The sequence below is a fragment of the Paracoccus pantotrophus genome, assembly GCF_008824185.1.
GTDB lineage: Bacteria > Pseudomonadota > Alphaproteobacteria > Rhodobacterales > Rhodobacteraceae > Paracoccus > Paracoccus pantotrophus.
In genome coordinates this window covers 444,219-469,706 of sequence record NZ_CP044423.1, presented here as the reverse complement: position 1 = coordinate 469,706, position 25,488 = coordinate 444,219, and the positions used below count along the sequence as shown (strand labels likewise).

Genomic DNA, 25,488 nt, shown 5'->3' with positions numbered 1-25,488 from the left:
CTAATCTGGCGGCGATGCGAACGGAGGGCAACCATGCCGGAAATCATCCTGTTGACGGGCAAGGCCGCCCCCTTGTCCGGAAGCGAGCAGAAAAGCGGCATCGACAAGCGCCCGGTGGACCGGCCGCTGGCGCTTGGCCCCGAGGGATTCGAAGGCGACGAGCAGGCCGACCGCCGCGTGCATGGCGGGCCGGAAAAGGCCGTGCATCACTATCCGTTCGATCATTATGCAGCCTGGCGCGAGGAGCTTGGACGGCCGCGCCTGGCCGAAGCACCGGGGGTTTCACACCCCCGGCCCCCCGTGGGGTATTTGAGGAACGAAGAAATCAGGGGACTTCTGGAAACGCCCGGCGCCTTTGGCGAGAATATCTCGACCGAGGGGCCGACCGAGGCGGAGGTGGCGGTGGGCGACATCTTCCGGCTGGGCGGGGCACTGGTGCAGGTCTCGCAGGGGCGGCAGCCCTGCTGGAAGCTGAACCGGCGCTTCGGCATCGAGGACATGGCGCGGCGCGTGCAGCAAAGCGGCCGCACCGGCTGGTATTACCGCGTGCTGGAGCCGGGGATCGTGGCGTCCGGCGACCGGCTGGAACTGATCGACCGGGTAGCGCCCGACTGGACGCTGCGCCGGCTGTGGCATGCGCTTTACGTGGACCGGCTGAACCTGGGCGAGCTGCAGGGCATCGCCGCGCTCGACGTGCTGGCCGAGGGCTGGCGGCGCTACGCCATCCGCCGGCTGGAGAGCGGACGGGTCGAGGACTGGTCCAGGCGGCTGGAGGGCAGCGCATGAGCCGGCCGCTGGCGATCTCGATCCAGAGCCAGGTGGTCATGGGCCATGTCGGCAATTCCGCCGCGGTCTTTCCGATGCTGGCCGCCGGGCTGGAGGTGGCGCCGATCCCGACGGTGATCTTTTCCAACACGCCGGACTACCCGAGCCTGCGCGGCCGGGCGCTGCCGGGCGATTTCTTCGCCGAGCTGCTGCAGGGCGCCTGGGACCGCGGGTTGCCCCAGCGCGCGGATTTCCTGCTGACCGGCTATATCGGCTCGGCCGAGGTGGCGCGGCTGACCGCCGATTTCGTCGCCCGCGCCAAGGCGGCGAACCCGCACCTGCGCTATTACTGCGACCCGGTGCTGGGCGACGAGCAGCCGGGGCTCTATGTGCCCAGGGAGATCGCCGACACCTTCCGCGACCGGCTGCTGCCCCTGGCCGACATCGCCTCGCCCAACCCGTTCGAGGTCGCCTGGCTGACCGGCCAGCCCATCGCGGAACTGGCCGACATCCACCGCGCCGCCCGCGCCCTGCGCATGGCGCCCGAGGCGCAGCTGATCGTCACCGGCTGCAAGCTGCGCGAGACGGCGCCGGGCATGCTGGAAAGCGTGATCCACGGCCCCGAAGGCCTGTCGCGCCACCCCACGCCGCATCTGCCGCTGGCCATGGCAGGAACCGGAGACCTGTTCGCCGGCCTCATCACCGCCGCCCTGGGAAGCGGGCGCAGCCTGGCGCAGGCGGTCGAATATGCGCAGGTCCAGACCTCGCGGGCGCTGGAGCGCGCGGCGGCGCTGGGAGCGAAGGAGGTGGTGCTCTCGGACCCCGATTTCCGCAAGGCCCTGCTGGAGCCCTGAGAAAGGCGGGGCCGGGCCTTGCGGCGCCCGCACCACCCGAGAAGCGGCCGCTCGGCGCCGGTGGCATGGCTTCGAATGCCTGTGCCGGCGAGATCCGCGAGAAGGGCTTCGCGCCGCCTGCGAAACTGATGGCCGGCCGCGCCGGGGCCGGCGCCATGGCGAACCCCTCGGCCCCGCCCGAGGGCGCGCGTCCGGGCAGGCCGATGGCGCGCGATGCGGGCGGCTCGTCCTCCGGCTCGGCCGCTTGCCGTTCCCGGTTCACAACGCCCAGGCGGCGGCGCAGGCCAGAAAAATCCCCAAGACCCTGTCGCATCGCATCGGGATCGCACATCATGAATCCAGCAACCCCGGCACCCAAAGGACCGACAGATGCCATCCGCGCTTTCCCGCCTGCCCCCCGTCCATGAGATTCTGCAATCGGCCCAGGGACAGTCCTGCATCGACGCACATGGCCATGCCGCAAGCCTGGCCTGCATCCGTGAATTGCTGGACGAATACCGCCAGCGGCTGCTGGACGGCACCGCGGATATCGAAAGCCGCGAAAGCGCCGCCGGGCAGATTGCCGGGGCCGCGCTGGAAAGGCTCGACCAGCGCCACGCGCCGGCGATGAAGCGCGTGCTCAACATGACCGGCACGGTGCTGCACACCAATCTCGGCCGTGCGCTCTATGCCCCGCGGGCGGTCGAGGCCGCCATGCGCGCCATGACCGGGCCGCTGGCGCTGGAATACGACCTCGACGCCGGCCGGCGCGGCCAGCGCGACGACGCGGTGCAGGCGCTGGTCGCCGAGATCACCGGCGCCGAGGCCGCCTGCATCGTCAACAACAACGCCTCGGCCATCCTCTTGGTGTTGGCGGCGCTGGCGGCGGGGCGCGAAACCATCGTTTCGCGCGGCGAGCTGATCGAGATCGGCGGCTCGTTCCGCATGCCGCAGATCATGGAAAGCGCCGGCACCCGCCTGCGCGAGGTCGGCACCACCAACCGCACCCATCTGCGCGACTACGAAGGCGCCATCGGCCCGGATACGGCGCTGCTGCTGAAAGTGCATCCCTCGAACTACCAGGTGCTGGGCTTTACGCATGAGACGCGCTGCCCGGAGCTGCTGCCGCTGGCGCGCAGGCATGGGTTGCCGCTGGTCGACGACCTGGGCTCGGGCACGCTGGTCGACCTGTCGCGCTGGGGCCTGCCGCATGAGCGCAGCGCGCAGGACGCGCTGGCCGAGGGCGTGGACCTGGTGACGTTTTCCGGCGACAAGCTGCTCGGGGGGCCGCAGGCGGGCTTCATCGCCGGGCGCCGCGATCTGGTGGAACGGTGCGCGAAACATCCGCTGAAACGCGCCCTGCGGCTCGACAAGGTGCGGCTGGCGGCGCTGGAGGCGACGCTGGCGCTTTACCGCGACCCCGACCGGCTGGCCGAGACCCTGCCCACGCTGCGCCACCTGGCCCGGCGGCCCAACGGGATGCGGGCCATGGCCCAGGCAATCCTGCCCGCGCTGGCCGCCGCCCTGCCGGCGGACCATGCGCCGGAAATCGCGGCCTCGCAGGCGCAGATCGGCTCGGGCGCGCTGCCGCTGCAGACGCTGCCGAGCCTTGCCTTGCGCATTCCGGCGCCGGGGGCCAGCGCCGAGCGGATCGCCCGGGCGCTGCGCCACCTGCCGCTGCCGGTGATCGGGCGGATCGCCGAGGGCGCGGTCTGGCTGGACCTGCGCTGCCTCGACGATCCGCAGCCGCTGGTCGAGCAACTGCCCGGCCTTGCCGCGCTGCTGGCCGAACGAACCGCCAGGGAACTGCCCTGACGGAGCGCCATTCCAGCCGCCCCATGCGCCGGCCAGATCGGGACGGAGCGCATCCCCATGACCCGGCGGCCGTGGCTGGCCAGCCCGGTTTCGCGCGCCGAAACGGGGCCATGGCGCGGACAACCAGCGGGTTGCCGGCGGGGATCACATCCTGCCGCGGCCCTGGCGCTGGCGGTGCCGCATGTGCGCCACTCCGGTGGCGATCAGCGGACCGACGATCACCACGGCGAACCGGCGTAGGGTCTGCAAGCTCATGGCAAAGGCGATATCGGCACCCGTTCCGATCGCAAGGATGGCGATCGAGTCGATGCTGCCCGGCACGGCGGCCAGCATGCCACCCATCAGCCCGATGCCGGCGATCCAAGACAGGGCAGCCCGGACCAGCCGCAAAGCAGGATCGGCAGCAGGCCCGCACCGATCACCCCCGGATCGGTGCCGGACAGGATCATTCGCACGGGCTCCGCCTGCGCCGGGCCGATGCCCATGATGCCACCGTTCGACTTGGTGATATGGGCGGGAACGGCGGCTGACCAGGCAGGAGCCGCTGGGCCGGTCAGCCAGGGCACCGAGGCGGGGCTGCGCCGCGCCGCAGGCAGCCCCTCGACCACCTGCGGGCCCGGCCGCATCGCCCGCGCGCATCGCGCGAACGCGTTCGTCCCGGACGAAAGGCTTGACGCCTGCCGCCGGGCCTGCCGGGCCTGCCGGGCCTGCCGGGCCTGCCGGGCCTGCCGGGCCTGCCGGGCCTGCCGGCGGAAATAGCCGCCTTTGCATGGCGTTCCAATGGCCGGACGGCTGCAGGCCGCATCGGCGCCCGGCTGCTGGCCGCGGGCCGGGGATCCGCTTGGCCCGATGGGACCGGCGCGACCGTCACGGGCGCCGCGCGATCCGCCAGGGCCGGGTCGGCCCCCGCGGCTAGTAGATCGGCGGCGAGACGATCCAGATGGCGATGGCCGGTTCGTCGCCGTCATTGCGCCAGGCATAATCGGTCTCGCGGAACTGGAAGCTGTCGCCGGGCTCCAGCCGGATCTCGCGGTCGCCGACGATCAGGGTCAGGCGGCCCGAGATCAGGACGCCGCCGTCCTCCTTCGGCCGCGCCTTGCGCCGCCCGCCGCTGGAGGAACGCGGCGCGAAGGTGGACTTGATCATCTCGAACGAGCCGCTGAGCGTCGGCGACAGCAACTCCTCGACGAGGCCGCTTTCCTGCGAGCCGATGGGTGTCCGGTCCGCCGCGCGCAGGACCAGACCGCGTTCCTCGGGCGCCCGGCTGGAGGACCGGAAGAAGAAGCTGATGTTCACCCCCAGCCGGTCCGCGATCTGCCCCAGGTCGTGGACCGACGGCGCGGTCTGCCCGCGCTCGACCTGGCTCAGCCAGCCGACCGAGCGCCCGACATCGCCCGCAAGCTCATGCAGCGTCATGCCCCGCGACTTGCGCAGCGACCGGATGTCTTCGCCAACGTGATGGCCCATCGGCTCTCCTTCTGATGGTGCCTGGCAGGGTGCAGCAATCCTTGTGAAATTTCAACAGGCCAGCGGCTCATATATGAAATTTTATACCAGTAATCATTATTATTGAAATTATTGATTGAAATTTCATTCTTGCCATGGATAGTTTCGGCATGTCGGCAGAATGGAAACGCCCGGTCGCCTCTTGCCCGCCAAAGGATCGCAGGGCATCGGCCCTGCGCGCAGCCCACCCAGTTCAACAGCGGATAACCCATCATGGTCGCACTCCCCCGCCAAGCCCGCGCCGTCATCATCGGCGGCGGCATTTCCGGCTGTTCCGTCGCCTATCACCTGGCGAAGCTCGGCTGGACCGACATCGTGCTGCTGGAACGCAAGCAGCTGACATCCGGCACCACATGGCACGCGGCGGGGCTGATCGGCCAGCTGCGCGCCAGCCAGAACATGACGCGGCTGGCGAAATATTCCGCCGATCTCTACGCCAGGCTGGAGGCGGAAACCGGGCTGGCAACCGGCCTGCGGCAATGCGGCTCGATCACCGTCGCCCTGACCGGGGAACGGCGCGAGGAGATCCTGCGCCAGGCGGCGCTGGCCCGCGCCTTCGGCGTGGACGTGAACGAGCTTTCCCCGCGCGAGGTGCTGGAGCTTTACCCGCATCTGGAGATCTCCGACCTGGTCGCCGGGGTGCACCTGCCGCTGGACGGCCAGGCCGATCCGGGCAATATCGCGCTGGCGCTGGCCAAGGGCGCGCGGATGCGCGGCGCAAAGATCATCGAGCAGGTCAAGGTCACGCGCGTCGTCACCAAGGGTGGCCGCGTGACCGGCGTCGATTGGGAAGCCGGCGGAGAGCGCGGCCATATCGCCACCGAAAACGTGGTGAATTGCGGCGGCATGTGGGGCCGCGATCTCGCGGCCGCGAGCGGCGTCACCCTGCCGCTGCATGCCTGCGAGCATTTCTACATCGTCACCGAGAATATCCCCGAACTGGCCCGGCTGCCGGTGCTGCGCGTCCCCGACGAATGCGCCTATTACAAGGAGGACGCGGGCAAGATCCTGCTTGGCGCCTTCGAGCCCAGGGCCAAGCCCTGGGGCATGGCGGGCATCCCCGAGGATTTCTGCTTCGACCAGCTGCCCGAGGATTTCGACCATTTCGAGCCGGTCCTTGAAAGGGCGGTGGCGCGGATGCCGCTGCTGGGCCAGGCGGGGATCCACACCTTCTTCAACGGACCGGAAAGCTTCACCCCCGACGACCGCTATTACCTGGGCGAGGCGCCTGAGCTTGCCGGCTACTGGGTCGCGGCGGGCTACAATTCCATCGGCATCGTCTCCTCCGGCGGGGCCGGCATGGCGCTGGCGCAATGGATGGAAGACGGCGAGCCGCCCTTCGACCTGTGGGAGGTGGACATCCGCCGCGCCCAGCCCTTCCAGCGCAATCGCTGCTATCTGAGGGAACGGGTCAGCGAAACGCTGGGCCTGCTCTATGCCGACCATTTCCCCTATCGCCAGATGGCGACCTCGCGCGGCATCCGCCGCTCGCCGCTGCACGAGCATCTGAAGGCGCGCGGCGCGGTCTTCGGCGAGGCCGCGGGTTGGGAACGCGCCAACTGGTTCGCCAATGACGGGCAAGAGCGCGAATACCGTTACAGCTGGAAGCGCCAGAACTGGTTCGACAACCAGCGCGCCGAGCATCTGGCGCTGCGCGAGGGCGTGGGCCTCTTGGACATGACCAGCTTCGGCAAGATCCGGGTCGAGGGGCGCGATGCGGCTTCCTTCCTGCAGCGGCTCTGCGCGAATGACATGGACGTGGCGGCGGGGCGGATCGTCTATACGCAGATGCTGAACACCCGCGGCGGCATTGAATGCGACCTGACGGTGACGCGGCTGTCGGAAACCGCCTTCCTGTTGGTCGTGCCCGGTGCAACCTTGCAGCGCGACCTGGCCTGGCTGCGCCGGCATCTGGGCGAGCAATGGGTGACGATCACCGACATCACCGCCGCCGAAGCCGTGCTGCCGCTGATGGGTCCGCGCTCGCGGGAACTGCTGTCGCTGGTCTCGCCCGACGACCTGTCGAACGAGGCGCATCCTTTCGGTGTCGCGCGCGAGATCGAGATCGGCATGGGCCTGGCCCGCGCCCATCGCGTCACCTATGTCGGCGAGCTCGGCTGGGAGCTTTACGTCCCGACCGACCAGGCCGCCCATGTCTTCGAGACCCTGGCCGAGGCGGGAGAGCAGGTGGGGCTGAAGCTATGCGGGCTGCACGCCATGGACAGCTGCCGCATCGAAAAGGCCTATCGCCATTTCGGCCATGACATCACCGACGAGGATCATGTGCTGGAGGCGGGCCTGGGCTTTGCGGTCAAGACCGGCAAGGGCGATTTCATCGGCCGCGAGGCGGTGCTGAAGAAGCGCGAGACCGGGCTGGAGCGCCGCCTGCTCCAGTTCCGGCTGAAGGATCCCGAGCCGCTGCTGTTCCACAACGAGCCGATCCTGCGCGACGGCAGGATCGTGGGCCATCTGACCTCGGGCAATTACGGCCACGCCCTCGGCGCCGCGGTCGGGCTGGGTTACGTCCCCTGCCGGACCGACGAGACCGCGGCCGAGATCCTGGCATCGGACTATGCCATCGACGTGGCCGGCCGCATCGTGCCCGCCGGGCCCAGCCTCGTCCCCCTCTACGATCCCAAGTCGACAAGGGTGCGCGGCTGAGCGGGGACCGGTCGGGGGGCAGCCCGCCATCACGACAACGGGCCTGCGGCTGAACCTGCCGCGCCGCGTCTCGGGGTCCGGCACCATGCAGGCGACGGCCTGCCGGCAGCCGTTGTCCCCTTGCTCAACCCATCGTCTCTCGCGCACGCCGGACCAGGCCGCGCAGATCCTCGAGGCTGTATTCGCCGAACGCGCCCTCGTCGCCCGCGATGAAGCTGGGGGTGCCCATCAACCCCATATGCTCGGCCAGCATGTGGCTCATGGAAATGTGGCGCTCGACCGGCTCGGCGGCCATGTCGCGCTCCAGCCGGGCGATGTCCAGGCCGATGTCGCGGGCGGCGCGCATCGTGGCGGCCTCGGTCACCCGGCCCTTGGTGCGGAACAGCGTGGTGTGGAACTGCCAGTATTTGCCCTGTTGCAGCGAGGCCAGCGAGGCCCGCGCCGCGAAATCCGAATCCTCGCCGAAGACCGGCCATTCCCGGAACACCACCCGCAGGTTCTTGTCCGAGGTGATCAGCCGGTGCATCGGCTCGACCATCTTGCGGCAGAACGGGCAGTTATAGTCGAAGAACTCGGTCAGGGTGATGTCGCCCCGCGGGTTGCCCAGGACCGGGGCCGTGGGATCGCGTTCCAGCGATTGGCGCAAGTCGTCGGGCATGGGGTTGTCGCGTTCCTGCGCTTGGGCGGTTTGGCCCAGGATCGGCAGCGACAGCAGGCTGGCCCCCGCAAGGACAAGGCTTCGACGGTGCATGATCTCTCCTTCAGGTATCGAGGCCCGACGGCGGCGCCGCAAGGCGATGTCGGCGGGATTCCCGCCCTTTCTAGACCATCTCGCTCAGGACATCTGCCGCGCTGCGGCGATGGCGCTGCGCAGGCGGGTCTCGTCCAGCGCGCCGGGATAGATCCTGGCGCCGATGATGAAGGCCGGCGTGCCGCGCAGGCCCAGTTCCGCGGCCTGCGCCGCGTTGCGCGACAGTAGCCCGTCCCACTTGTCGCGTTCGGCGCGATAGGCGGCCAGCGCCGCCCCGGTGTCGATGCCGCCATCCCCCAGCACCTGCCGGATCTGGTCCTCGGAAAGCCTGGCCTCGGTCACCATCAGCGCCGCATGGGCCTGCGCATAGCGGCCCATCGACGCCGCCCCGAGAACCAGCTGGCTGGCCAGGACCGAGGGCGCGCCGAAGATCGGCCAGTCCTTCATCACCAGCCGGATATCGCCGTCCTTTCCGACCATATCGGTCAGCATGGCATGGCCCATCTTGCAATAGGGGCATTGGTAGTCGAAATATTCGACGATGGTCAGCGCCCCCTCGGGATTGCCCAGGGCGGGATTGTCGGGATCGTGCAGCACGTCGTCGATACCGGCTCCGGCCGTATCGCTTGCCGTATTCCCGCCCCTGCCCAGCAGGACCGTTCCGCCCAGGATGCCTGCCAGCCCTGCCCCCGCGGTGCCGGCAAGGATGTCGCGTCGGGTGATGCTCATGTCGTTCCTCCTGTCTGCTCGCGGCCGGCAGCCAGCGCATCCTGCGGCGCAGGCAAAGGCTGGCCGGACGGCATGGTGCCCTTGCCGGATTCGGCGCGGGTCAGCACGATCACCTTCGTCATGCTGCCGGTCTGTTCGGCCAGGCGGATGATGTCCTGGTCGAACAGCCGGATGCAGCCCGCCGAGGTCGCCTGCCCGATCGAGGCCGGGTCCATGGTGCCGTGGATGCGGCAATAGGAGTCGCCCCGGCCATTGTGCAGATAAAGCGCGCGGGCGCCCATCGGGTTGCCGATGCCGCCCTCCAGGCCCTTTTCCACCGGACCATAAAGCTCCGGTTGGGTCGCGATCATGTTGTCGGCGGGCTTCCAGCTTGGCCAGTCGCGCTGATAGGGGATAAGCGCCTCGCCGGTGAAGCCGTGGCCGGCCGCATCCACGGCGACGGCATAGCGCATCGCCTTGCTGCCGGGCCGGACCTGATAAAGGGTGCGGGCATGGGGATCGACGATGATCGTGCCGGGCTTCTCGTCGCTCCAGTAATCCACCAGTTTCCGGGCCATGTCCTCGGTGAGCAGTCGCGGCGAGACGGCGGGGATTTGATGGCCATTATCCTCGACAGCGCCATACATGGCCGCCACTTCGGGGCGGATGGCGGGCGGCGGCGGATCGGCGGGGGCCGCGGGTCCGGTCGAGGCGCAGGCCGCCGGTGCCGGCAGCGTTGCGCCCGCCAATGCGGTTCGTATCGGGCTCATGGTCATTCTCCTGTCGCTTGCGCGATCATCCGGGCCAGGGCGGCGCGCGAAATCTCGCCCGTCTGCGCCGCGACCAGCCGGCCCTTGGCGTCGAAGACCAGCGTCGAGGGCAGGCCGATCGCACCAAGCGCCCCCATCAGCCGGCCATGCGGATCGCGGATCATGCCTTCGCGGGGCAGCTTTTCGTCTCGCAGGAAGGCCATGATCCGGGCCGCTTCCTCGCCCTGGTTGGCAAAGACGAACTCGACGCCGGGCGTATTCGCGGCCAGGTCGGTCATCATCGGCATCTCGCGCCGGCAGGGCGGGCACCAGGTCGCCCAGAGGTTCAGCACCACGGGCCAGCCGCGCCCGCCCAGTTGCACCCCGCGTCCGTCCAGCGCGATCAGTTGCAGGTCCGGCAGGATGACCGAGGGGCGCGGCGGCAGCGCGGCGATGACGGCCTGATGCCCGGCCAGCGCCACCGCGCCGCCCAGGACCAGCGGCAGGGCTGCCCCCCGCGCCCGGCGCAGCAGCGCCAGCAACAGGACGGCGATGCCCCCGGCCCAGCCGGCAGCGGGCAGGAAACCGCCCTGCCAGAGCTTCAGCGCGTCCAGCGGATGGGGGGTGAAGGCAGACCAGTTGGCGATGACGAAGCCCGTGCGCGCGCCAAGGGTCCAGGCCAGCACGGCAATGCCGGCCCATCGGCCCGCGTCGCCTTTTTGCAGCCGCGCCGCGATCTCGACCACCAGGAAGAACAGCAGCAGCGCCACGACCGCCGCGAAACGCGCGCCGTCGAAGACCAGCGGGCCGATCGAGATCGCCGTCACGGCACCACCTTCGCGATCGAGGCCAGCAGCGCGGCGCTGTCCATCTCGCCGACCAGCCGGCTGCCTGGCGCCTCGGCGCGGGCCGCATCCAGAAAGACCATCGTCGGCGGCCCGGCGGCGGCCAGATCCTGCATCAGCGCCTGCGCCTCGGTGTTGAAGGCGCTGACATCGACCTTGATCCCCGCCAGGCCCGCGAGCGCGGCGTGGACGGCAGGGTCGGCCAGGGGCCCGCGTTCGATGGCGCGGCAGGTCACGCACCAGTCGGCGGTGACATAGACCAGTGCCGGCCGGCCGTCGGCCGAGGCCAGGGCCTGTTCCAGTTCGGCCCGCGTGGCGACCTCGGCAAATTGCGTCTCGGTCGGCGCCGGCACCGCGCGACCCGCAAGCGGCGCCAGCGGCCGCAGCGGATCATCCGCCCCCAGCGCCGCCCCGAATCCTTGCATCAGCCCTGCGAACAGCAGCAGGATGCCAAGCGCCGCCCCAAGCCGGCGGCCTCGCGTCGCGTCACCTTCCGGCCGGTCCAGCGCGCCCAGGAACACCGCCGTCCCGACCAGCAGCGCCGCCCAGAGCGCCAGCGTGACCGGCCCCGGCAGCACGCGCCCCGCCAGCCAGATCGCGAAGCCCAGGAAGATCACCCCGAAGGCGCGCTTGGCACCCTGCGTCCAGCCGCCGCTGCGAGGCAGGATGCGCGGGCCGAAAAGCCCGATGGCCAGCAGCGGCAGCCCCTGCCCCAGCCCCAATGCAAACAGCGCCGCGGCCCCCAGCATCACCTCGCCGGTCTGCGCGGTGTAGAGCAGCGCCCCGGCCAGCGGCGCGGTCACGCAAGGCCCGACGATCAGCGCCGAGGTGACGCCGAGCACCAGCGCGCCGCCGACCGAACCGCGCCGGCCGCCGACACGCCCAAGCCGGGTTTGCAGCGCCTGCGGCATTTGCAGTTCGTAGAAGCCGAACATCGACAGCGCCAGCGCCACGAAAAGCACCGCGGCGACCGCGATGGCGGCGGGCGATTGCAGCACCATTTGCAGATTCGCCCCCGACCATGCCGCCGCTACGCCCAGCAGCCCGAAGGCCGACGCCATCGCCAGCACATAGGCGCTGGCCAGCAAAAGCCCGCGCCGCGCGGTCAGCCTCTCGCCCTGCCCGGCCAGCATGCCCGCGACGATGGGGAACATCGGAAACACGCAGGGCGTGAAGGCCAGCAGCAGCCCGAAGCCGAGGAAACCGGCAATCACCAGCGCCCCGCCCCCGCGCGCGGCCAGACCCTGCACCAGCCCCTGGTCCTGGGCCAAGGTCAGTCCGGCACCGGAAACCGCCGCGGGATCTGCGGGCTGCGGGCTCCAGCCCGAGCCGCCGGCGGAGCCTTCCTGCTTGGGAGCATCCGCCAGCAACGTGCCATCGCCATCCAGCCTTACGCTTTGCGGCGCATAGCAGATGCCGTCCTGCTGGCAGCCCTGCCAGTGCAGGGTGACGGGGCGACCGGCGTTCTCCAGCCGTGCCGCGACCTCGCCGCGATAGATCTGGCCTTCGCCGAAATAGGGATCCTCGTAGCTCTCGCCCTCGGGCAGGGACAACGGCCGGCTCTGCCCGTCGGCTTCCGCCGCGAAGGTGCTGCGATAGAGATAATATCCTTCGGCGATGCGCCAGTTCAGCACCAGCGCGCCGTCCTCGTCCCGGCTGACGGTCAGGGCGAAAGCGTCCTGCGGTTGCAGGGGCGGCTCATGGGTCTGGGCAGAGGCCCAGGTCACCACAAGGGCCGCGATCAGCAGCGACAGCAGCGCCGCGATAGGGGCAGGGAACAATCTCGTCATCATGGGGACTGGCTAAAGACGCCACCTTAAGCCCAGCTTAAGGTCCGTCGACGATAACGTGATCATCAGGAACTACGGGGAAACGCGCATGCGCCTGCTGATTGTCGAGGACGATCCGGTCCTGTCCGACGGCCTCGGCGTCGGATTAGGCCTGTCGGGGTTCACGGCCGATAGCGTCGGCACCCTGGCCGATGCCCGCGCCGCGCTGGAAGGCGGCGGCTTCGTGGGCATGGTCCTGGACATCATGCTGCCCGACGGTTCGGGCCTGGACCTGCTGGCGGAACTGCGCAGCAGGGGATCGCGAATCCCGGTCCTTCTGCTGACCGCACGCGATCAGGTGCGCGACAGGGTGTGCGGTCTCGATGCCGGCGCCGACGATTACCTGGGCAAGCCCTTCGACCTTGCGGAACTTGCCGCCCGGCTGCGCGCCATGCTGCGCCGCCAGGAAGGCCGGGCCTCGGCCGTGATCGCGTGGAATGGCCTGGAACTCGACCCGGCGACCATGCGCGGCAGGCGGAACGGCGACGATATTCCGTTCTCGCGCCGGGAATTCGCCATCCTCCAGGCCTTGATCGAACATCCCGGCGCCATCCTGGCCAAGCCCGTCCTGGAAGAGCGGCTCTATGGCTGGCAGGGAGAGGTCGAGAGCAACACGGTCGAGGTCCATATCCACAAGCTCCGCGCGAAGCTTGGCGCGACCTTCATCGAGACGGTGCGCGGCGCCGGCTACCGGCTGGGGAAACCCGCCGAGAACGGGAGAAAGGGATGACCTCGATCCGCAAGCGGCTGTTCATCATCCTGCTGGCCGCGACCGGCGTCATCTGGCTGTCCGCCTTGGCCTGGATCCAGCACTCGACCCGCACCGAGGTCGGCCATGTGCTGGACCGGCGGCTGCAGGAATCGGCGCAGATGGTGGCCTCGCTGATCCGCCGCAACGGCGGCATGCCCGGACCGGATGCGGCGATGCTGGTCGACAAGGCGCCGGCCCTGTCCGACATGGGCCGGCACGACTACGCCCGCCAGCTGATCTGCCAGGTCTGGGGCTTCGACGGCCAGTTGAAAAGCGAATCCGACGGCGCGCCCTCGGTCCAGCTGGCCGAGCAGGAAGGCTTCAGCGAGCGCGAGGTCGATGGCGAGGTCTGGCGCGTCTATACCCATATCGATGCGGAGCTGGGCATCCGCGTCATGGTCGGCGATGCGCGTTCCATGCGCGACCGGCTGGTGCATGGCGTGGTGATGGGGCTTCTGACCCCGGCGATGCTGATCCTGCCGCTGCTGGCGGCGCTGATCTGGCTCTCGGTGCGCGGCGGGCTGGCGCCGCTGGACCGGCTGGCGCGGACGCTGGCCCACCGCCCGGCCACCGATCTCGGTCCCCTGCCAGAGAACGGCGCGCCTTCGGAACTGCGCCCCATGATCGAGGCGCTGAACGGCCTCTTCCACCGCGTCGAAGGCTTGCGTGAGCGCGAGCGCAGCTTTACCGCCTTCGCCGCGCATGAGCTGAAGACGCCGCTGGCCGGACTGAAGACCCAGGCGCAGGTCGCGACGCTGGCCCCCGATGCCGCGACGCGCGAGCGGGCGCTGGCGCAGATCGCGCGGGGCGTGGACCGCACCGACCGCATGGTGCGCCAGCTTCTGGACATGACTGCGGCCGAAAACGCCATCGACGCGGCGCAGACCCCCGCGCAGGACGGTGCGCGCATCCTTGCCGAGGTGGCCGACGAACTCGCCGGGCTGGCGCAGGTGCGCGGCGTCGCGCTGCACCTGGAAACGGGCGCGGCCGAATGGCGCAGCCCGCAGGCCGCCCTGCTGGCACCGGCGCTGCGCAACCTGTTGGAAAACGCGATCCTCGCCTCGCCTTCGGGCGCCGGCGTCGAGGCCCGGCTGACCCGCGACCAGGAAACAGTCCGCTTCAGCGTGCTGGACCGCGGTCCCGGCATCAGTGAGGCCGACCGCCCCCATGTCACCGAGCGGTTCTATCGCGGTTCGGCCAGCCCCTCGGGCAGCGGCAGCGGGCTGGGCCTTTCCATCGTCGCGGCCGCCGTCGAGGCGATGGGCGGAGAGCTGCGCCTCGCCGCCCGCGAAGGCGGGGGCGAGCGGGCCGAACTGGTCCTGCCTGCCGCGCGGCCTTGACCGCCGGCGCCGGCCGCCGGCGCTTTCCGGCCCCGGATATTGACAAAGGCGCAGGCAGCAGGCAACGCATGGCAAGGCCGGGTGCAACCGGCACCATGATCCAGTCGCGGACGGGCAGCCGTCCGGCGGATGTCCCTGGCGGCCCTTGCAAGGTTGCGGCCCGGATCTGAAACCGGGCCGGCCGGCATTTGGCCGGGCACGGGCGATGCCGGGACCGCCCTCCCCCCAAAAAAGTCCGAGGCCCCATGCCCTTCACCATCGCCATCGACGGACCCGCCGCATCGGGCAAGGGAACCATCGCCCGCGCGCTTGCCGGGCATTTCGGCTTTGCCCATCTCGACACCGGGCTGCTTTACCGCGCCGTGGGCGCCAAGGGCGGCGACCCCGTCGCCGCGGCGCGCGCGCTTGCCCCCGCGGATCTGGCCCGCCCCGACCTGCGCAGCGCCGAGGCCGGGCAGGCCGCCAGCCGCGTCGCCGCCATCCCCGAGGTGCGCGCCGCGCTGGTCGAGTTCCAGCGCCGCTTCGCCCGCACCGAGCCAGGCGCGGTGCTGGACGGGCGCGACATCGGCACGGTGATCTGCCCCGAGGCCGAACTGAAGCTCTATGTCACCGCCAGCGACGAGATCCGCGCCCGCCGCCGGGCGCTGGAACTGGGCGCCGACGAGGCGCGGATCCTGGCCGAATTGCGCGAGCGCGACGCCCGCGACGCCGCCCGCGCCGTGGCGCCGATGCGCCCGGCCGATGACGCGCTGCTGCTGGATACCAGCGCAATGACCATCGACGAGGCCGTGGCCCGCGCCATCGCCTGCGCCAGGGAGGCCGGCGCATGAGCCCGCGTTTCCAGCTGACCGACCTGGGCGTGCCGGTGATCCAGGCGCCGATGGCCGGCACCGCGACGCCGCATCTTGCCGCCGAGGTCAGCCTGGCGGGGGGCCTCGGCTCGCTGGGGCTGGGCGCCGCCGATGCCGCGCAGGCCGCCGCGATGATGGCCGAGACGCGCGCGCGGCTGGGCTCGGACCGCTATGGCGTCAACCTGTTCTGCCACCGCCCCGCCCAGGCCGATCCCGCGCGGGAAATGGCCTGGCTCGACTATCTCGCGCCCGAGTTCCGCCGCGCCGGGGCCGAGCCTCCGACCGGCATCGCAGAGGTCTATCGCAGCTTTGTCGCCGATGACGAGATGCTGCGCGCGGTGCTTGCGGCGCGCCCGGCGCTGGTCAGCTTTCATTTCGGCCTGCCTTCGGCCGAGCGCATCGCCGCCCTGCGCGACATGGGCGCGACCCTGGCCGCCACCGCGACCTCGCGGGCCGAGGCGCTGGCGATCCGCGACGCGGGGCTCGACCTGATCGTGGCCCAGGGCCACGAGGCCGGCGGCCACCGCGGCATCTTCGACCCCGACGGCCCCGACGAATGCCTGCCGACCGCGGCGCTGCTGGCCGAACTGCTGGACCTGGGCCTGCCGGTGATCGCGGCCGGGGGCATCATGGACGGCGCCGATGCGGCGCGCCACCTTGTCGCCGGGGCGGCGGCGGTGCAGATGGGCACCGCCTTCGTCGCCTGCCCGGAATCGGCCGCCAGCGAGGCCTATCGCAGCCGGCTGGCCGGCGCGCAGCCCGGCGACACGGTGATGACCCGCGCCATCTCGGGCCGTCCGGCGCGCGGGCTTGCCAACCGGCTGACCGCGCTTGGCGCGGCACCCGAGGCCCCGCCGCTGCCGGATTACCCCATCACCTATGACGCGGCCAAGCGGCTGCATGCGGCGGCGGGCGGCTCGGACTACGCGGCGCAATGGGCGGGAACCCAGGCGCCGCGCGCGCGCGCCATGCCCGCCGCGGATCTGCTGGAACTGCTCGGGCGCGAGATTTGCGCGCATCTGCCGGGCCTCGGCGCTTGCCAGGACGGCCGATGAGCGTTATATCCCGCCCGTCAAGGTAAGCGATGGGGCCAGAACAGGCCGCTTCAACAGGGTCGGGCGCATGCCGCGACCCTTTGCGCTTATCCCGGCATCTACAAAAAGACCGGCGGAGCCAACCGCATGGCCAGCAATGATCGAAAAGGAAACTGGATCTATATGTGCGCTAAAGCGACCATGGAGGAATTCGAGGCCCTCCTGAACGAAAGCCTCGCCATCGACACGCCCGAAGAGGGCTCGGTCGTCAAGGGCAAGGTCATCGCCATCGAGGCGGGCCAGGCCATCATCGACGTCGGCTACAAGATGGAAGGCCGCGTCGATCTGAAAGAATTTGCCAATCCCGGCGAAGCCCCCGCCATCGCGGTCGGCGATGAGGTCGAGGTCTATCTGGACCGCGTCGAGAACGCCCGCGGCGAAGCCTCGATCTCGCGCGAGAAGGCCCGCCGCGAAGAGGCATGGGACCGCCTGGAGAAAGCCTATGCCGCGGAAGAGCGCGTCGAAGGCGCCATCTTCGGCCGCGTCAAGGGCGGCTTCACCGTCGACCTGGGCGGCGCCGTGGCCTTCCTGCCCGGTTCGCAGGTCGATGTGCGCCCGGTGCGCGACGCCGGCCCGCTGATGGGCCTGAAACAGCCCTTCCAGATCCTGAAGATGGATCGCCGCCGCGGCAATATCGTCGTGTCGCGCCGCGCCATCCTGGAAGAGAGCCGCGCCGAGCAGCGCGCCGAGGTCATCGCCAACCTGTCGGAAGGCCAGACCGTCGAGGGCGTGGTCAAGAACATCACCGAATACGGCGCCTTCGTCGATCTGGGCGGTGTTGACGGGTTGCTGCACGTCACCGACATGGCCTGGCGCCGCGTCAACCACCCGTCCGAGATCCTGTCGATCGGCGAGACCGTCAAGGTCCAGGTCGTCAAGATCAACAAGGACACCCACCGCATCAGCCTGGGCATGAAGCAGCTTCAGGCCGACCCGTGGGATACCGTGGCCGACAAGTTCCCGATCGGCTCGGTCCATACCGGCCGCGTGACCAACATCACCGATTACGGCGCCTTCGTGGAGCTGGAAGCCGGCGTCGAGGGCCTGGTCCACGTCTCGGAAATGAGCTGGACCAAGAAGAACGTCCATCCCGGCAAGATCGTCTCGACCTCGCAGGAAGTCGACGTCATGGTGCTGGAGATCGACGAAGCCAAGCGCCGCGTTTCGCTGGGTCTCAAGCAGACCATGCGCAACCCGTGGGAAGTCTTTGCCGAGACCCATCCCGTCGGCACCGTCATCGAGGGCGAGGTCAAGAACATCACCGAATTCGGTCTGTTCGTCGGCCTGGAAGGCGATATCGACGGCATGGTCCACCTGTCGGACATCAGCTGGGATACCCGCGGCGAGGAAGCCATCCAGGACTTCCGCAAGGGCGACGTGGTGAAAGCCGTGGTCCAGGAAGTCGACATCGAGAAGGAGCGCATCTCGCTCTCGATCAAGGCGCTTGAAAACGACGCGATGGCCGAGGCCGTCGAGGGCGTCAAGCGCGGCTCGGTCATCACCGTCACCGTGACGGCGATCGAGGATGGCGGCATCGAGGTCGAATACAACGGCATGAAGTCCTTCATCCGTCGTTCGGACCTGGCCCGCGACCGTCAGGACCAGCGCCCCGAGCGCTTCCAGGTCGGCGATCATGTCGATGTCCGCGTCACCAACATCGACACCAAGACCCGCCGCCTGGGCCTGTCGATCAAGGCGCGCGAGATCGCCGAAGAGAAGGAAGCGGTCGAACAGTATGGCAGCTCGGATTCGGGCGCCTCGCTGGGCGACATCCTGGGCGCCGCGCTCAAGGGCCGCAGCTGAGCCAACCATAGGCTGAACTTTGCGCCCCCGGCCCGTCCGGGGGCGCTTTTCATTGCGGATCGCCGCCGATTGAACCATAAAGTCTTGAAAAGCACGGCAACCAAACCGCGCACCATGCGTTCTGTCGTTGAATGCCGCGCCGCCAGCCCTATGATCGGGCGACAGGAATTGTTGGAACACCAGATTCAGGAACCGCAATGATCCGATCCGAACTGATCCAGAAAATCTCCGAGGAAAACCCGCATCTGTTCCAGCGCGATGTCGAGCGGATCGTGAACACCGTGTTCGAGGAGATCATCGACGCCATGGCACGGGGCGACCGGGTCGAGTTGCGCGGCTTCGGCGCCTTCTCGGTGAAGAAACGCGACGCGCGCCAGGGCCGCAACCCGCGCACCGGCGAAACCGTCAGCGTGGACGAAAAGCATGTGCCCTTCTTCAAGACCGGCAAGCTGCTGCGCGAACGGTTGAACGGCCTCGCCGAATAGGCCAGATTGCCGGCGTCAATCTTTGCGGGGTTCAGCGATGCGCACGATCCGGGTCTTCTTCCTTGTCATTCTGGCCATCGTGCTGATGCTGCTGGCGGCAGCGAATCGCCAGCCCGTCACCGTCAGCCTGGTGCCCGAGGCCTTGGCGCAATTCGCCGGCGGGCGCTGGTCGCTGACCATGCCGGCCTTCGTGGCGCTCTTCCTGGCCATGGTCTTCGGCGTGCTGGTCGGGCTGGTCTGGGAATGGCTGCGCGAATCGCATCTGCGCGCCGAATCCAGCCGCCGCGCGCATGACCTGGCGCAGTTGCAGCGCGAGGTCGGCGACCTGCGCCGCACCCATGCCGCGCCGCGCGACGAGGTGCTGGCGATCCTGGACGATCCCGCCCGCAAGCCGGCCGCGCCGGCAGGTTCCGGCTCGACCCTGCCGGCACCGCGCTGAACCATGGCCGTCTCCGTCAAGATCTGCGGCCTGACCGAGGCCGCCGGCCTTGCCGCGGCCGTCGAGGCCGGGGCGCGCTATGTCGGCTTCGTCTTCTTCCCCAAGTCCCCGCGCCATCTGGCCCCCGAAACGGCGGCTGAGCTTGCCGCGCAAGTGCCGCTGGGCGTGGCCAAGGTCGGGCTGTTCGTGGACCCTGACGACGCGGCGCTGGACGCGGTGCTCGCCCGCGTGCCCCTGGACCTGATCCAGTTGCACGGCACCGAGACGCCGGCCCGCGTGACCGAGATCAAGGCACGCAGCGGCCTGCCGGTGATGAAGGCGGTGGGCGTGGCCGATCCGCAGGATCTCGATCAGCTCTGGGACTACGGCCTGGTGGCCGACATGCTGCTGATCGACGCCAAGCCGCCCAAGGACGCGCCCCTGCCTGGCGGCAACGGCCTGGCCTTCGACTGGCGGCTGCTGGCCGGGCGGCAGATCCTCAAGCCCTGGCTGCTGGCCGGCGGCCTGACGCCCGAAAACGTGGCCGAGGCGATCCGCCTGACCCGCGCGCCGGGCGTCGATGTCTCCTCCGGCGTCGAAAGCGCGCCGGGCCTCAAGGATCCCGAGCGCATCCGCCGCTTCATCGCCCGCGCCACGGCGCCGATCCTGTGACCGCCGCCGTCGCCTTCCGCGAGGCGCGGCGCGACGAGGTTCCCGCCATCCTTGCGCTCCTGCGCGACGACATGCTGGGCCAGACGCGCGAGGGCGACGACCTCGCCCCCTATCTCGCCGCCTGGGATGCCATGCAGGCCGAGGCCGCGAACCGGCTGATCGTCGGCGTGCTCGACGGGCAGGTGGTCGCCTGCTACCAGATCACCTTCATCTCCGGCCTGTCGCTCCAGGCCGCCCGCCGCGCCCAGATCGAGGGCGTGCGCGTCCGCCCCGACCTGCGCGGCCGGGGCGTCGGCGCGGCGCTGATCGGCGATGCCGAGACCCGCGCCCGCGCCGCCGGCTGCCGGCTCTTGCAATTCACCACCAACCGCAGCCGCAGCGACGCGCATCGCTTCTACGACAGGCTCGGCTTTACCCCCTCCCATATCGGATATAAGAAAACCCTCTGACGGGCTTTCACCGTTTCCCAAATACCCATTCCGACCGCGCCGCGAGGAGAGCCATGGCCGAAGACCTCATCAACAGCTTCATGACCGGCCCGGACGAACAGGGCCGCTTCGGCATCTTCGGCGGCCGCTTCGTCAGCGAGACCTTGATGCCACTGATCCTCGACCTCCAGGCGGAATACGACCGCGCCAAGGACGACCCGAGCTTCTGGGCCGAGATGGACGATCTGTGGAAGCATTACGTCGGCCGCCCCAGCCCGCTCTATTTCGCGCCCCGCCTGACCGAGGAACTGGGCGGCGCGAAGATCTACCTGAAACGCGAAGAGCTGAACCACACCGGCAGCCACAAGATCAACAACGTGCTGGGCCAGATCCTGCTGGCGCGCCGCATGGGCAAGACCCGGATCATCGCCGAGACCGGCGCCGGGCAGCACGGCGTGGCGACGGCGACGGTCTGCGCCCGGTTCGGGCTGAAATGCATCGTCTACATGGGCGCCCATGACGTCGAACGCCAGGCGCCGAACGTGTTCCGCATGCGGCTCCTGGGCGCCGAGGTGGTGCCGGTCACTTCTGGCCGCGGCACGCTCAAGGACGCGATGAACGACGCGCTGCGCGACTGGGTGACCAATGTGCGCGACACCTTCTATTGCATCGGCACGGTGGCCGGCCCGCATCCCTACCCGGCCATGGTGCGCGACTTCCAATGCATCATCGGCCGCGAGACCCGCTGGCAGCTGGCCGAGCAGGAGGGCGAGGGCCGCCTGCCCGACAGCGTGGTCGCGGCGATCGGCGGCGGCTCGAACGCCATGGGCCTGTTCCACCCCTTCCTCGACGATCCCTCGGTGCGCATCATCGGCGTCGAGGCCGGCGGCAAGGGCGTCGACGCGCGCATGCAGCATTGCGCCAGCCTGACCGGCGGCCGCCCCGGCGTGCTGCACGGCAACCGCACCTATCTCTTGCAGGACGACGAGGGCCAGATCCTTGAAGGCCACTCGATCAGCGCCGGGCTCGACTATCCCGGCATCGGCCCGGAACATGCCTGGCTCAAGGAACAGGGCCGGGCCGAATATGTCAGCGTGACCGATGACGAGGCGCTGGCGGCCTTCCAGGCCCTGTGCCGGCTCGAAGGCATCATCCCGGCGCTGGAGCCCAGCCATGCGCTCGCCCATGTCGTCAAGATCGCGCCCGAGCTGCCGCGCGACCATATCATGGTGGTGAACCTGTCGGGCCGCGGCGACAAGGACATCTTCACCGTCGCCAAGCATCTGGGCGTCGACATCCGCACCTGAGGGCGAAAGGCGCGCGCTATCGCGCGCCGCGCGCCTCGGCCACCAGTTCGGCCAGGTCGTCCTTGGCCAGATAGCCGAAGATCGCCCGCTCGCCGGCGATGAAGCTGGGCGTGCCGACCAGCCCGATCTCGTCGGCCAGTTCCAGCGAGCGCTCGATCCTCTGCGTGATCTCGGGCGCCTGCATGTCGCGCTGCAGCCGCGCCACGTCCAGCCCGACCTCGCGGGCGACGCGCAGCACCGAGGCCTCCTCGGCCTTGCCGCGCATCGCCATCAGTGCCCGGTGAAACTCGGGATACTTGCCCTGCGCCTGCGCGGCCAGCGCCGCCTCGGCGGCATAGCGCGAGCCCGCGCCGAAGATCGGGATCTCATGCACCACCAGCCGCACGCCGGAATCCGATTGCAGCAGCGCCGCCACCTCCGGCGCGCTCTTGCGGCAAAAGCCGCAATTGTAATCCGAGAACTCGACCAGCACCGTATCGCCTTGCGGGTTGCCCATCACCGGCAGGCCGGGGCCGTTGAACACCGCTTCCTTGATCGCCGCGACCTCAGGCCCGCCGTGATCCTGCGCCTGAACCGGCCCCAGGGGCAGGGCGCAAAGCAGCGTCAGAGCGATTGCGGCAAGGGGACGGCGCATGGCAGGAATCCTTTGCTGTGACCCCACCTGAAAGCCATCGTCCAGGCCCCAGGTCAAGCCGCAGCACATGACAATCCCGTGGGAGGGCCGCATGAAGACAGACCTGTTCGGAACCCGCCGCGACGACCCTATCGGCCCCGGCGCCATGATCCTGCGCGGCTTCGCGCTCGATCCCGCCATCCTCGCGGATGTCGCGCATATCGCCGGCATCTCGCCCTTCCGGCACATGCAGACGCCGGGCGGCCGGCAGATCGGCGTCGAGATGACGAATTGCGGCGCGCTCGGCTGGGTCAGCGACCGGCACGGCTACCGCTACGAGCCGGACGACCCGCTGACCGGCCGGCCCTGGCCCGAAATGCCCGCAGGTTTCCTGCGGCTGGCGCAGGAGGCGGCCGCACATGCCGGCTTTCCCGGCTTCCGGCCCGATGCCTGCCTGGTCAACCGCTACGTGCCGGGCGTCAAGATGGGCCTGCACCAGGACCGGGACGAGGCGGATCTCGACGCGCCCATCGTCTCGGTCTCGCTGGGCCTGCCCGCGACCTTCCAGTTCGGCGGCCCCCAGCGCGGCGACCCGGTAAAGAAACACGCGCTGGAACATGGCGACGTGGTCGTCTGGGGCGGCCCGGCGCGGCTGGCCTGGCACGGCATCCTGACGCTGAAACGGGGCGAGCATCCGCTGACCGGCGCCACCCGCATCAACCTGACCTTCCGCCGCGCCCGCTGACCGGCTTTCTCTGTTCTCCCAATACCCCGGGGGAAGCCGCGCAGCGGCTGGGGGCAGAGCCCCCTACTTCCAGATCGGCGCGTGCCGGTTCACGTCCTTGTAGAGCAGGTAGCGGAAATTCCCCGGCCCGCCGGCATAGCAGCATTGCGGGCAAAAGGCGCGCAGCCACATGAAATCGCCCGGTCCCACCTCGACCCAGTCGCGGTTCAGCCGATAGACCGCCTTGCCCTCGATCACGAACAGCCCGTGCTCCATGACATGCGTCTCGGCGAAGGGGATCGAGCCGCCCGGCTTGAAGGTCACGATGGTGATATGCATGTCGTGGCGCAGGTCCGCCGGATCCATGAAACGGGTGGTGGCCCAGCTGTCATTGGTGTCGGGCATCGGGACCGGGGCAATGTCGCGCTCGTTGGCGACGATCACCTCGGGCTTTTCCAGCCCCTCCACCGCCTGCCAGCGCTTGCGCCACCAGTGAAAGCGCGCGGTCGCATCACCGTTCCGGACCGACCAGGCCATGCCGGCCGGGATATAGGCGAAGCCGCCGGGCTCCAGCTCATGCGTCCGGCCGTCGATGGTCAGGGTCAGCGCGCCCTCGGTGACGAAGATCGCCGCCTGCACGCCCGCATCGTCCTCGGGCCGGTCCGAGCCACCCTGCGGCTGCAATTCGACGATATACTGGCTGAAGGTCTCGGCAAAGCCCGAGAGCGGGCGGGCGATCATCCACATCCGCATGCCCGTCCAGCCCGGCAGGAAGCTGGTGACGATGTCGCGCATCGTGCTGGCGGGGATGACCGCATAGGCATCGGTGAAGACGGCGGTATCGGTGGACAGGTCGGTCTGCGGCGGCAGGCCGGCGAAGGGCCCGGCATAGGTCGGGGTCTTGGCGGTCATGTCAGGTCTCCGTTGCGCCGGGATCGCTTTGCCCCGGTCCGTCTGTGGCGATTCCGGCCCGCCATGGCGGCGGGCGGGGCGGGGCTCAGTTGCTGCCCAGGATCTGCTGCAGGCGCAGCGCGCCGATGCGGCTGACCTGGCGTTCGGCCTCGGCCCGCTCGGTCGGGGTGTCGTTGTCGATGCGCCGGCGCATGGCGGCCATGATCCCCGGCTTGTCGTGGTCGCGCACGGCGATGATGAAGGGAAAGCCGTGCTTTTCCATATAGGCCGTGTTCAGCCGGTCGAATTCGGCACGCTCGGCATCGGTCAGGCTGTCGAGCCCGGCGCTGGCCTGTTCGGCGGTGCTGTCGGCGGTCAGACGCTTGGCCGCGGCCAGCTTGCCGGCCAGGTCCGGGTGCGCCAGCAGCACGCGCAGCCGCTCCTCGTCCGAGGCGCTGCGGAACACCTGCGCCATGCGCGCCGCCAGCCCGGCCGGGGTGTCGTGGATGGCGCCCATCTCGCCTTCCCAGACCCGCTCGGCGATCCAGGGCGAATGCTCGTAGATACCGCCGAACTTCTCGACGAACGCCGCGCGCTCCATCTGCGAGGGGCGCTCTCGGGGCTGGAAGGGATGCGTCCGCGCCCAGTGGCGGGCGATGTCGAGCCGGGTGGCGAACCAGACCCCCTCGTGGCTGCGGGCATGGTCCAGGAAGCGCCTGATCGCCATGGCCCGGCCCGGCCGGCCGGCAAGCCGGCAATGCAGCCCGATCGACATCATCTTCGGCGCACCGGCCTCGCCCTCGGCATAGAGCACGTCGAAGCTGTCGCGCAGGTAGTCGAAGAACTCGACACCGGTGCCGAAGCCCTGGCCCGAGGAAAACCGCATGTCATTGGCGTCCATGGTATAGGGCACCATCAGCTGCGGCTTGCCGTTATGGACATGCCAATAGGGCAGGTCGTCGGCGATGGTGTCGGCCAGATATTCGAAGCCGCCCTCCTCGCATCCCAGCGCCACCGTGTTCATCGAGGTGCGGCCCTGGTAGAAGCCGCGCGGCCGTTCGCCGGTGACGCGGGTGTGCAGTTCGACGGCGCGGGCGATATGCTCGGCCTCGACCTCGCGCGGGATGTCCTTGTAGTCGATCCATTTCAGGCCGTGGGTAGCGATTTCCCAGCCTGCGTCCTGCATGGCGGCGACCTGTTCGGGCGCGCGCTCCAGCGCGGTCGCGACGCCATAGACGGTCACGGGCACGTCCTTGAGCAGGCGATGCAGCCGCCAGAAACCCGCCCGCGCGCCGTAGTCATAGATCGATTCCATGTTCCAGTGGCGCTGGCCGGGCCAGGGCTGGCAGCCGATGATCTCGGACAGGAAGGCTTCCGAGGCGGCGTCGCCATGCTCGATGCTGTTCTCGCCGCCTTCCTCGTAGTTGATGACGATCTGCACCGCGATCCGGGCATTGCCCGGCCATTTGGGGTCGGGCGCATGCTCGCCATAACCGATCATGTCGCGGCTGTATCGCATCGCTTGCTTCCTTTCCTGTTTTCTGGCTGTCTAGCACTCATCACCCTGCCGGGCTTTCAGGCAACCCGAGAATTTCTATAAACAGAACCAAGATTTCCTTGAAAATGGCGGTTTGTTAACGTCTCGTTGA

Annotated in this window: 26 protein-coding genes; 15 read left to right on the top strand and 11 right to left on the bottom strand. The window is 69.4% G+C overall.

Going from position 1 to position 25,488, the window contains the following annotated elements; all coding sequences use genetic code 11:
* Positions 1-33 precede the first annotated feature (33 nt).
* From ESD82_RS02300 to selA, 3 genes are all read left to right on the top strand, one after another.
* Positions 34-786 carry an MOSC domain-containing protein gene (locus ESD82_RS02300; protein ID WP_024842496.1) on the top strand — a complete coding sequence of 251 codons (753 nt, stop codon included), beginning with the start codon at positions 34-36 and terminating at the stop codon, positions 784-786.
* Positions 783-1,619: a pyridoxal kinase gene (gene pdxY, locus ESD82_RS02295; RefSeq protein WP_028709832.1), complete on the top strand. Its 837-nt coding sequence runs from the start codon at positions 783-785 to the stop codon at positions 1,617-1,619. The genes ESD82_RS02300 and pdxY overlap by 4 nt, the downstream gene beginning before the upstream one ends.
* Before the next feature lie 369 nt (positions 1,620-1,988).
* The gene (gene selA / locus ESD82_RS02290; protein WP_024842494.1) at positions 1,989-3,413 is read left to right on the top strand and encodes an L-seryl-tRNA(Sec) selenium transferase; all 1,425 of its coding nucleotides are present in this window, start codon (positions 1,989-1,991) and stop codon (positions 3,411-3,413) included.
* 144 nt (positions 3,414-3,557) lie between these two features.
* Here selA and ESD82_RS21695 read toward each other — a convergent pair whose 3' ends face one another.
* From ESD82_RS21695 to ESD82_RS02275, 3 genes are all read right to left on the bottom strand, one after another.
* Positions 3,558-3,746 carry an AbrB family transcriptional regulator gene (locus ESD82_RS21695; protein ID WP_244314489.1) on the bottom strand — a complete coding sequence of 63 codons (189 nt, stop codon included), beginning with the start codon at positions 3,744-3,746 and terminating at the stop codon, positions 3,558-3,560.
* A gap of 8 nt (positions 3,747-3,754) precedes the next feature.
* Positions 3,755-4,039, bottom strand: coding sequence for a hypothetical protein (locus ESD82_RS21690; RefSeq protein ID WP_024842492.1), 285 nt, complete (start codon positions 4,037-4,039; stop codon positions 3,755-3,757).
* 286 nt (positions 4,040-4,325) lie between these two features.
* The gene (locus tag ESD82_RS02275) at positions 4,326-4,880 is read right to left on the bottom strand and encodes a helix-turn-helix domain-containing protein (protein WP_147429102.1); all 555 of its coding nucleotides are present in this window, start codon (positions 4,878-4,880) and stop codon (positions 4,326-4,328) included.
* Between the two features lie 252 nt (positions 4,881-5,132).
* Between ESD82_RS02275 and ESD82_RS02270 the strand changes: the two genes are divergently transcribed.
* A complete protein-coding gene (locus ESD82_RS02270) occupies positions 5,133-7,580 on the top strand; it encodes a GcvT family protein (RefSeq protein ID WP_167521686.1) in 2,448 nt (815 codons plus the stop codon).
* A 124-nt stretch (positions 7,581-7,704) separates the two neighbouring features.
* Here ESD82_RS02270 and ESD82_RS02265 read toward each other — a convergent pair whose 3' ends face one another.
* The 5 genes from ESD82_RS02265 to dsbD form a co-directional block, all read right to left on the bottom strand.
* Positions 7,705-8,331, bottom strand: coding sequence for a DsbA family protein (locus ESD82_RS02265; protein ID WP_028709834.1), 627 nt, complete (start codon positions 8,329-8,331; stop codon positions 7,705-7,707).
* Positions 8,332-8,415: 84 nt separating this feature from the next.
* Complete coding sequence (locus tag ESD82_RS02260) at positions 8,416-9,060, bottom strand: DsbA family protein (RefSeq protein WP_147429104.1); 645 nt, start codon at positions 9,058-9,060, stop codon at positions 8,416-8,418.
* Positions 9,057-9,809, bottom strand: a complete 753-nt coding sequence (locus ESD82_RS02255) for a L,D-transpeptidase (protein ID WP_244314488.1) — start codon at positions 9,807-9,809, stop codon at positions 9,057-9,059. The genes ESD82_RS02260 and ESD82_RS02255 overlap by 4 nt, the downstream gene beginning before the upstream one ends.
* A gap of 2 nt (positions 9,810-9,811) precedes the next feature.
* Positions 9,812-10,615, bottom strand: a complete 804-nt coding sequence (locus ESD82_RS02250) for a TlpA disulfide reductase family protein (RefSeq protein WP_147429106.1) — start codon at positions 10,613-10,615, stop codon at positions 9,812-9,814.
* Positions 10,612-12,414 carry a protein-disulfide reductase DsbD gene (dsbD, locus tag ESD82_RS02245; protein WP_147429107.1) on the bottom strand — a complete coding sequence of 601 codons (1,803 nt, stop codon included), beginning with the start codon at positions 12,412-12,414 and terminating at the stop codon, positions 10,612-10,614. The genes ESD82_RS02250 and dsbD overlap by 4 nt, the downstream gene beginning before the upstream one ends.
* Positions 12,415-12,511: 97 nt before the next feature.
* On the opposite strand from dsbD, the gene ESD82_RS02240 reads away from it, so the two are divergent.
* From ESD82_RS02240 to trpB, 10 genes are all read left to right on the top strand, one after another.
* Entirely contained in the window at positions 12,512-13,192 is a 681-nt protein-coding gene (locus tag ESD82_RS02240; RefSeq protein ID WP_147429108.1) for a response regulator, read from the top strand.
* Positions 13,189-14,553: an ATP-binding protein gene (locus ESD82_RS02235; protein WP_147429109.1), complete on the top strand. Its 1,365-nt coding sequence runs from the start codon at positions 13,189-13,191 to the stop codon at positions 14,551-14,553. The genes ESD82_RS02240 and ESD82_RS02235 overlap by 4 nt, the downstream gene beginning before the upstream one ends.
* Positions 14,554-14,798: 245 nt before the next feature.
* Entirely contained in the window at positions 14,799-15,383 is a 585-nt protein-coding gene (locus ESD82_RS02230; RefSeq protein ID WP_024842482.1) for a (d)CMP kinase, read from the top strand.
* Complete coding sequence (locus tag ESD82_RS02225; protein WP_147429110.1) at positions 15,380-16,459, top strand: NAD(P)H-dependent flavin oxidoreductase; 1,080 nt, start codon at positions 15,380-15,382, stop codon at positions 16,457-16,459. Before ESD82_RS02230 ends, ESD82_RS02225 begins: the two co-directional genes overlap by 4 nt.
* A 162-nt stretch (positions 16,460-16,621) precedes the next feature.
* Positions 16,622-18,301: a 30S ribosomal protein S1 gene (gene rpsA / locus ESD82_RS02220; RefSeq protein ID WP_024842481.1), complete on the top strand. Its 1,680-nt coding sequence runs from the start codon at positions 16,622-16,624 to the stop codon at positions 18,299-18,301.
* A gap of 197 nt (positions 18,302-18,498) precedes the next feature.
* A complete protein-coding gene (gene ihfB / locus ESD82_RS02215; protein ID WP_024842480.1) occupies positions 18,499-18,786 on the top strand; it encodes an integration host factor subunit beta in 288 nt (95 codons plus the stop codon).
* Between the two features lie 37 nt (positions 18,787-18,823).
* Positions 18,824-19,225 (top strand): LapA family protein, encoded by a 402-nt coding sequence (locus ESD82_RS02210; RefSeq protein ID WP_024842479.1) that lies wholly within the window; start codon positions 18,824-18,826, stop codon positions 19,223-19,225.
* A gap of 3 nt (positions 19,226-19,228) precedes the next feature.
* Positions 19,229-19,876 (top strand): phosphoribosylanthranilate isomerase, encoded by a 648-nt coding sequence (locus tag ESD82_RS02205; RefSeq protein WP_024842478.1) that lies wholly within the window; start codon positions 19,229-19,231, stop codon positions 19,874-19,876.
* Positions 19,873-20,325: a GNAT family N-acetyltransferase gene (locus ESD82_RS02200; protein ID WP_147429111.1), complete on the top strand. Its 453-nt coding sequence runs from the start codon at positions 19,873-19,875 to the stop codon at positions 20,323-20,325. The genes ESD82_RS02205 and ESD82_RS02200 overlap by 4 nt, the downstream gene beginning before the upstream one ends.
* Positions 20,326-20,378: 53 nt before the next feature.
* Positions 20,379-21,611: a tryptophan synthase subunit beta gene (gene trpB, locus ESD82_RS02195; protein ID WP_147429112.1), complete on the top strand. Its 1,233-nt coding sequence runs from the start codon at positions 20,379-20,381 to the stop codon at positions 21,609-21,611.
* Between the two features lie 16 nt (positions 21,612-21,627).
* Here trpB and ESD82_RS02190 read toward each other — a convergent pair whose 3' ends face one another.
* On the bottom strand, positions 21,628-22,245 hold the full coding sequence (locus ESD82_RS02190) for a DsbA family protein (RefSeq protein ID WP_024842475.1): 618 nt from the start codon (positions 22,243-22,245) through the stop codon (positions 21,628-21,630).
* Between the two features lie 91 nt (positions 22,246-22,336).
* Between ESD82_RS02190 and alkB the strand changes: the two genes are divergently transcribed.
* Entirely contained in the window at positions 22,337-22,969 is a 633-nt protein-coding gene (gene alkB, locus ESD82_RS02185; protein WP_147429113.1) for a DNA oxidative demethylase AlkB, read from the top strand.
* A 63-nt stretch (positions 22,970-23,032) separates the two neighbouring features.
* Here the strand turns inward: alkB and ESD82_RS02180 are convergent, their stop codons facing one another.
* A complete protein-coding gene (locus tag ESD82_RS02180; RefSeq protein ID WP_024842473.1) occupies positions 23,033-23,860 on the bottom strand; it encodes a bifunctional allantoicase/(S)-ureidoglycine aminohydrolase in 828 nt (275 codons plus the stop codon).
* Positions 23,861-23,945: 85 nt separating this feature from the next.
* Positions 23,946-25,358: an allantoinase PuuE gene (gene puuE / locus ESD82_RS02175; RefSeq protein ID WP_147429114.1), complete on the bottom strand. Its 1,413-nt coding sequence runs from the start codon at positions 25,356-25,358 to the stop codon at positions 23,946-23,948.
* Between the last annotated feature and the right edge of the window lie 130 nt (positions 25,359-25,488).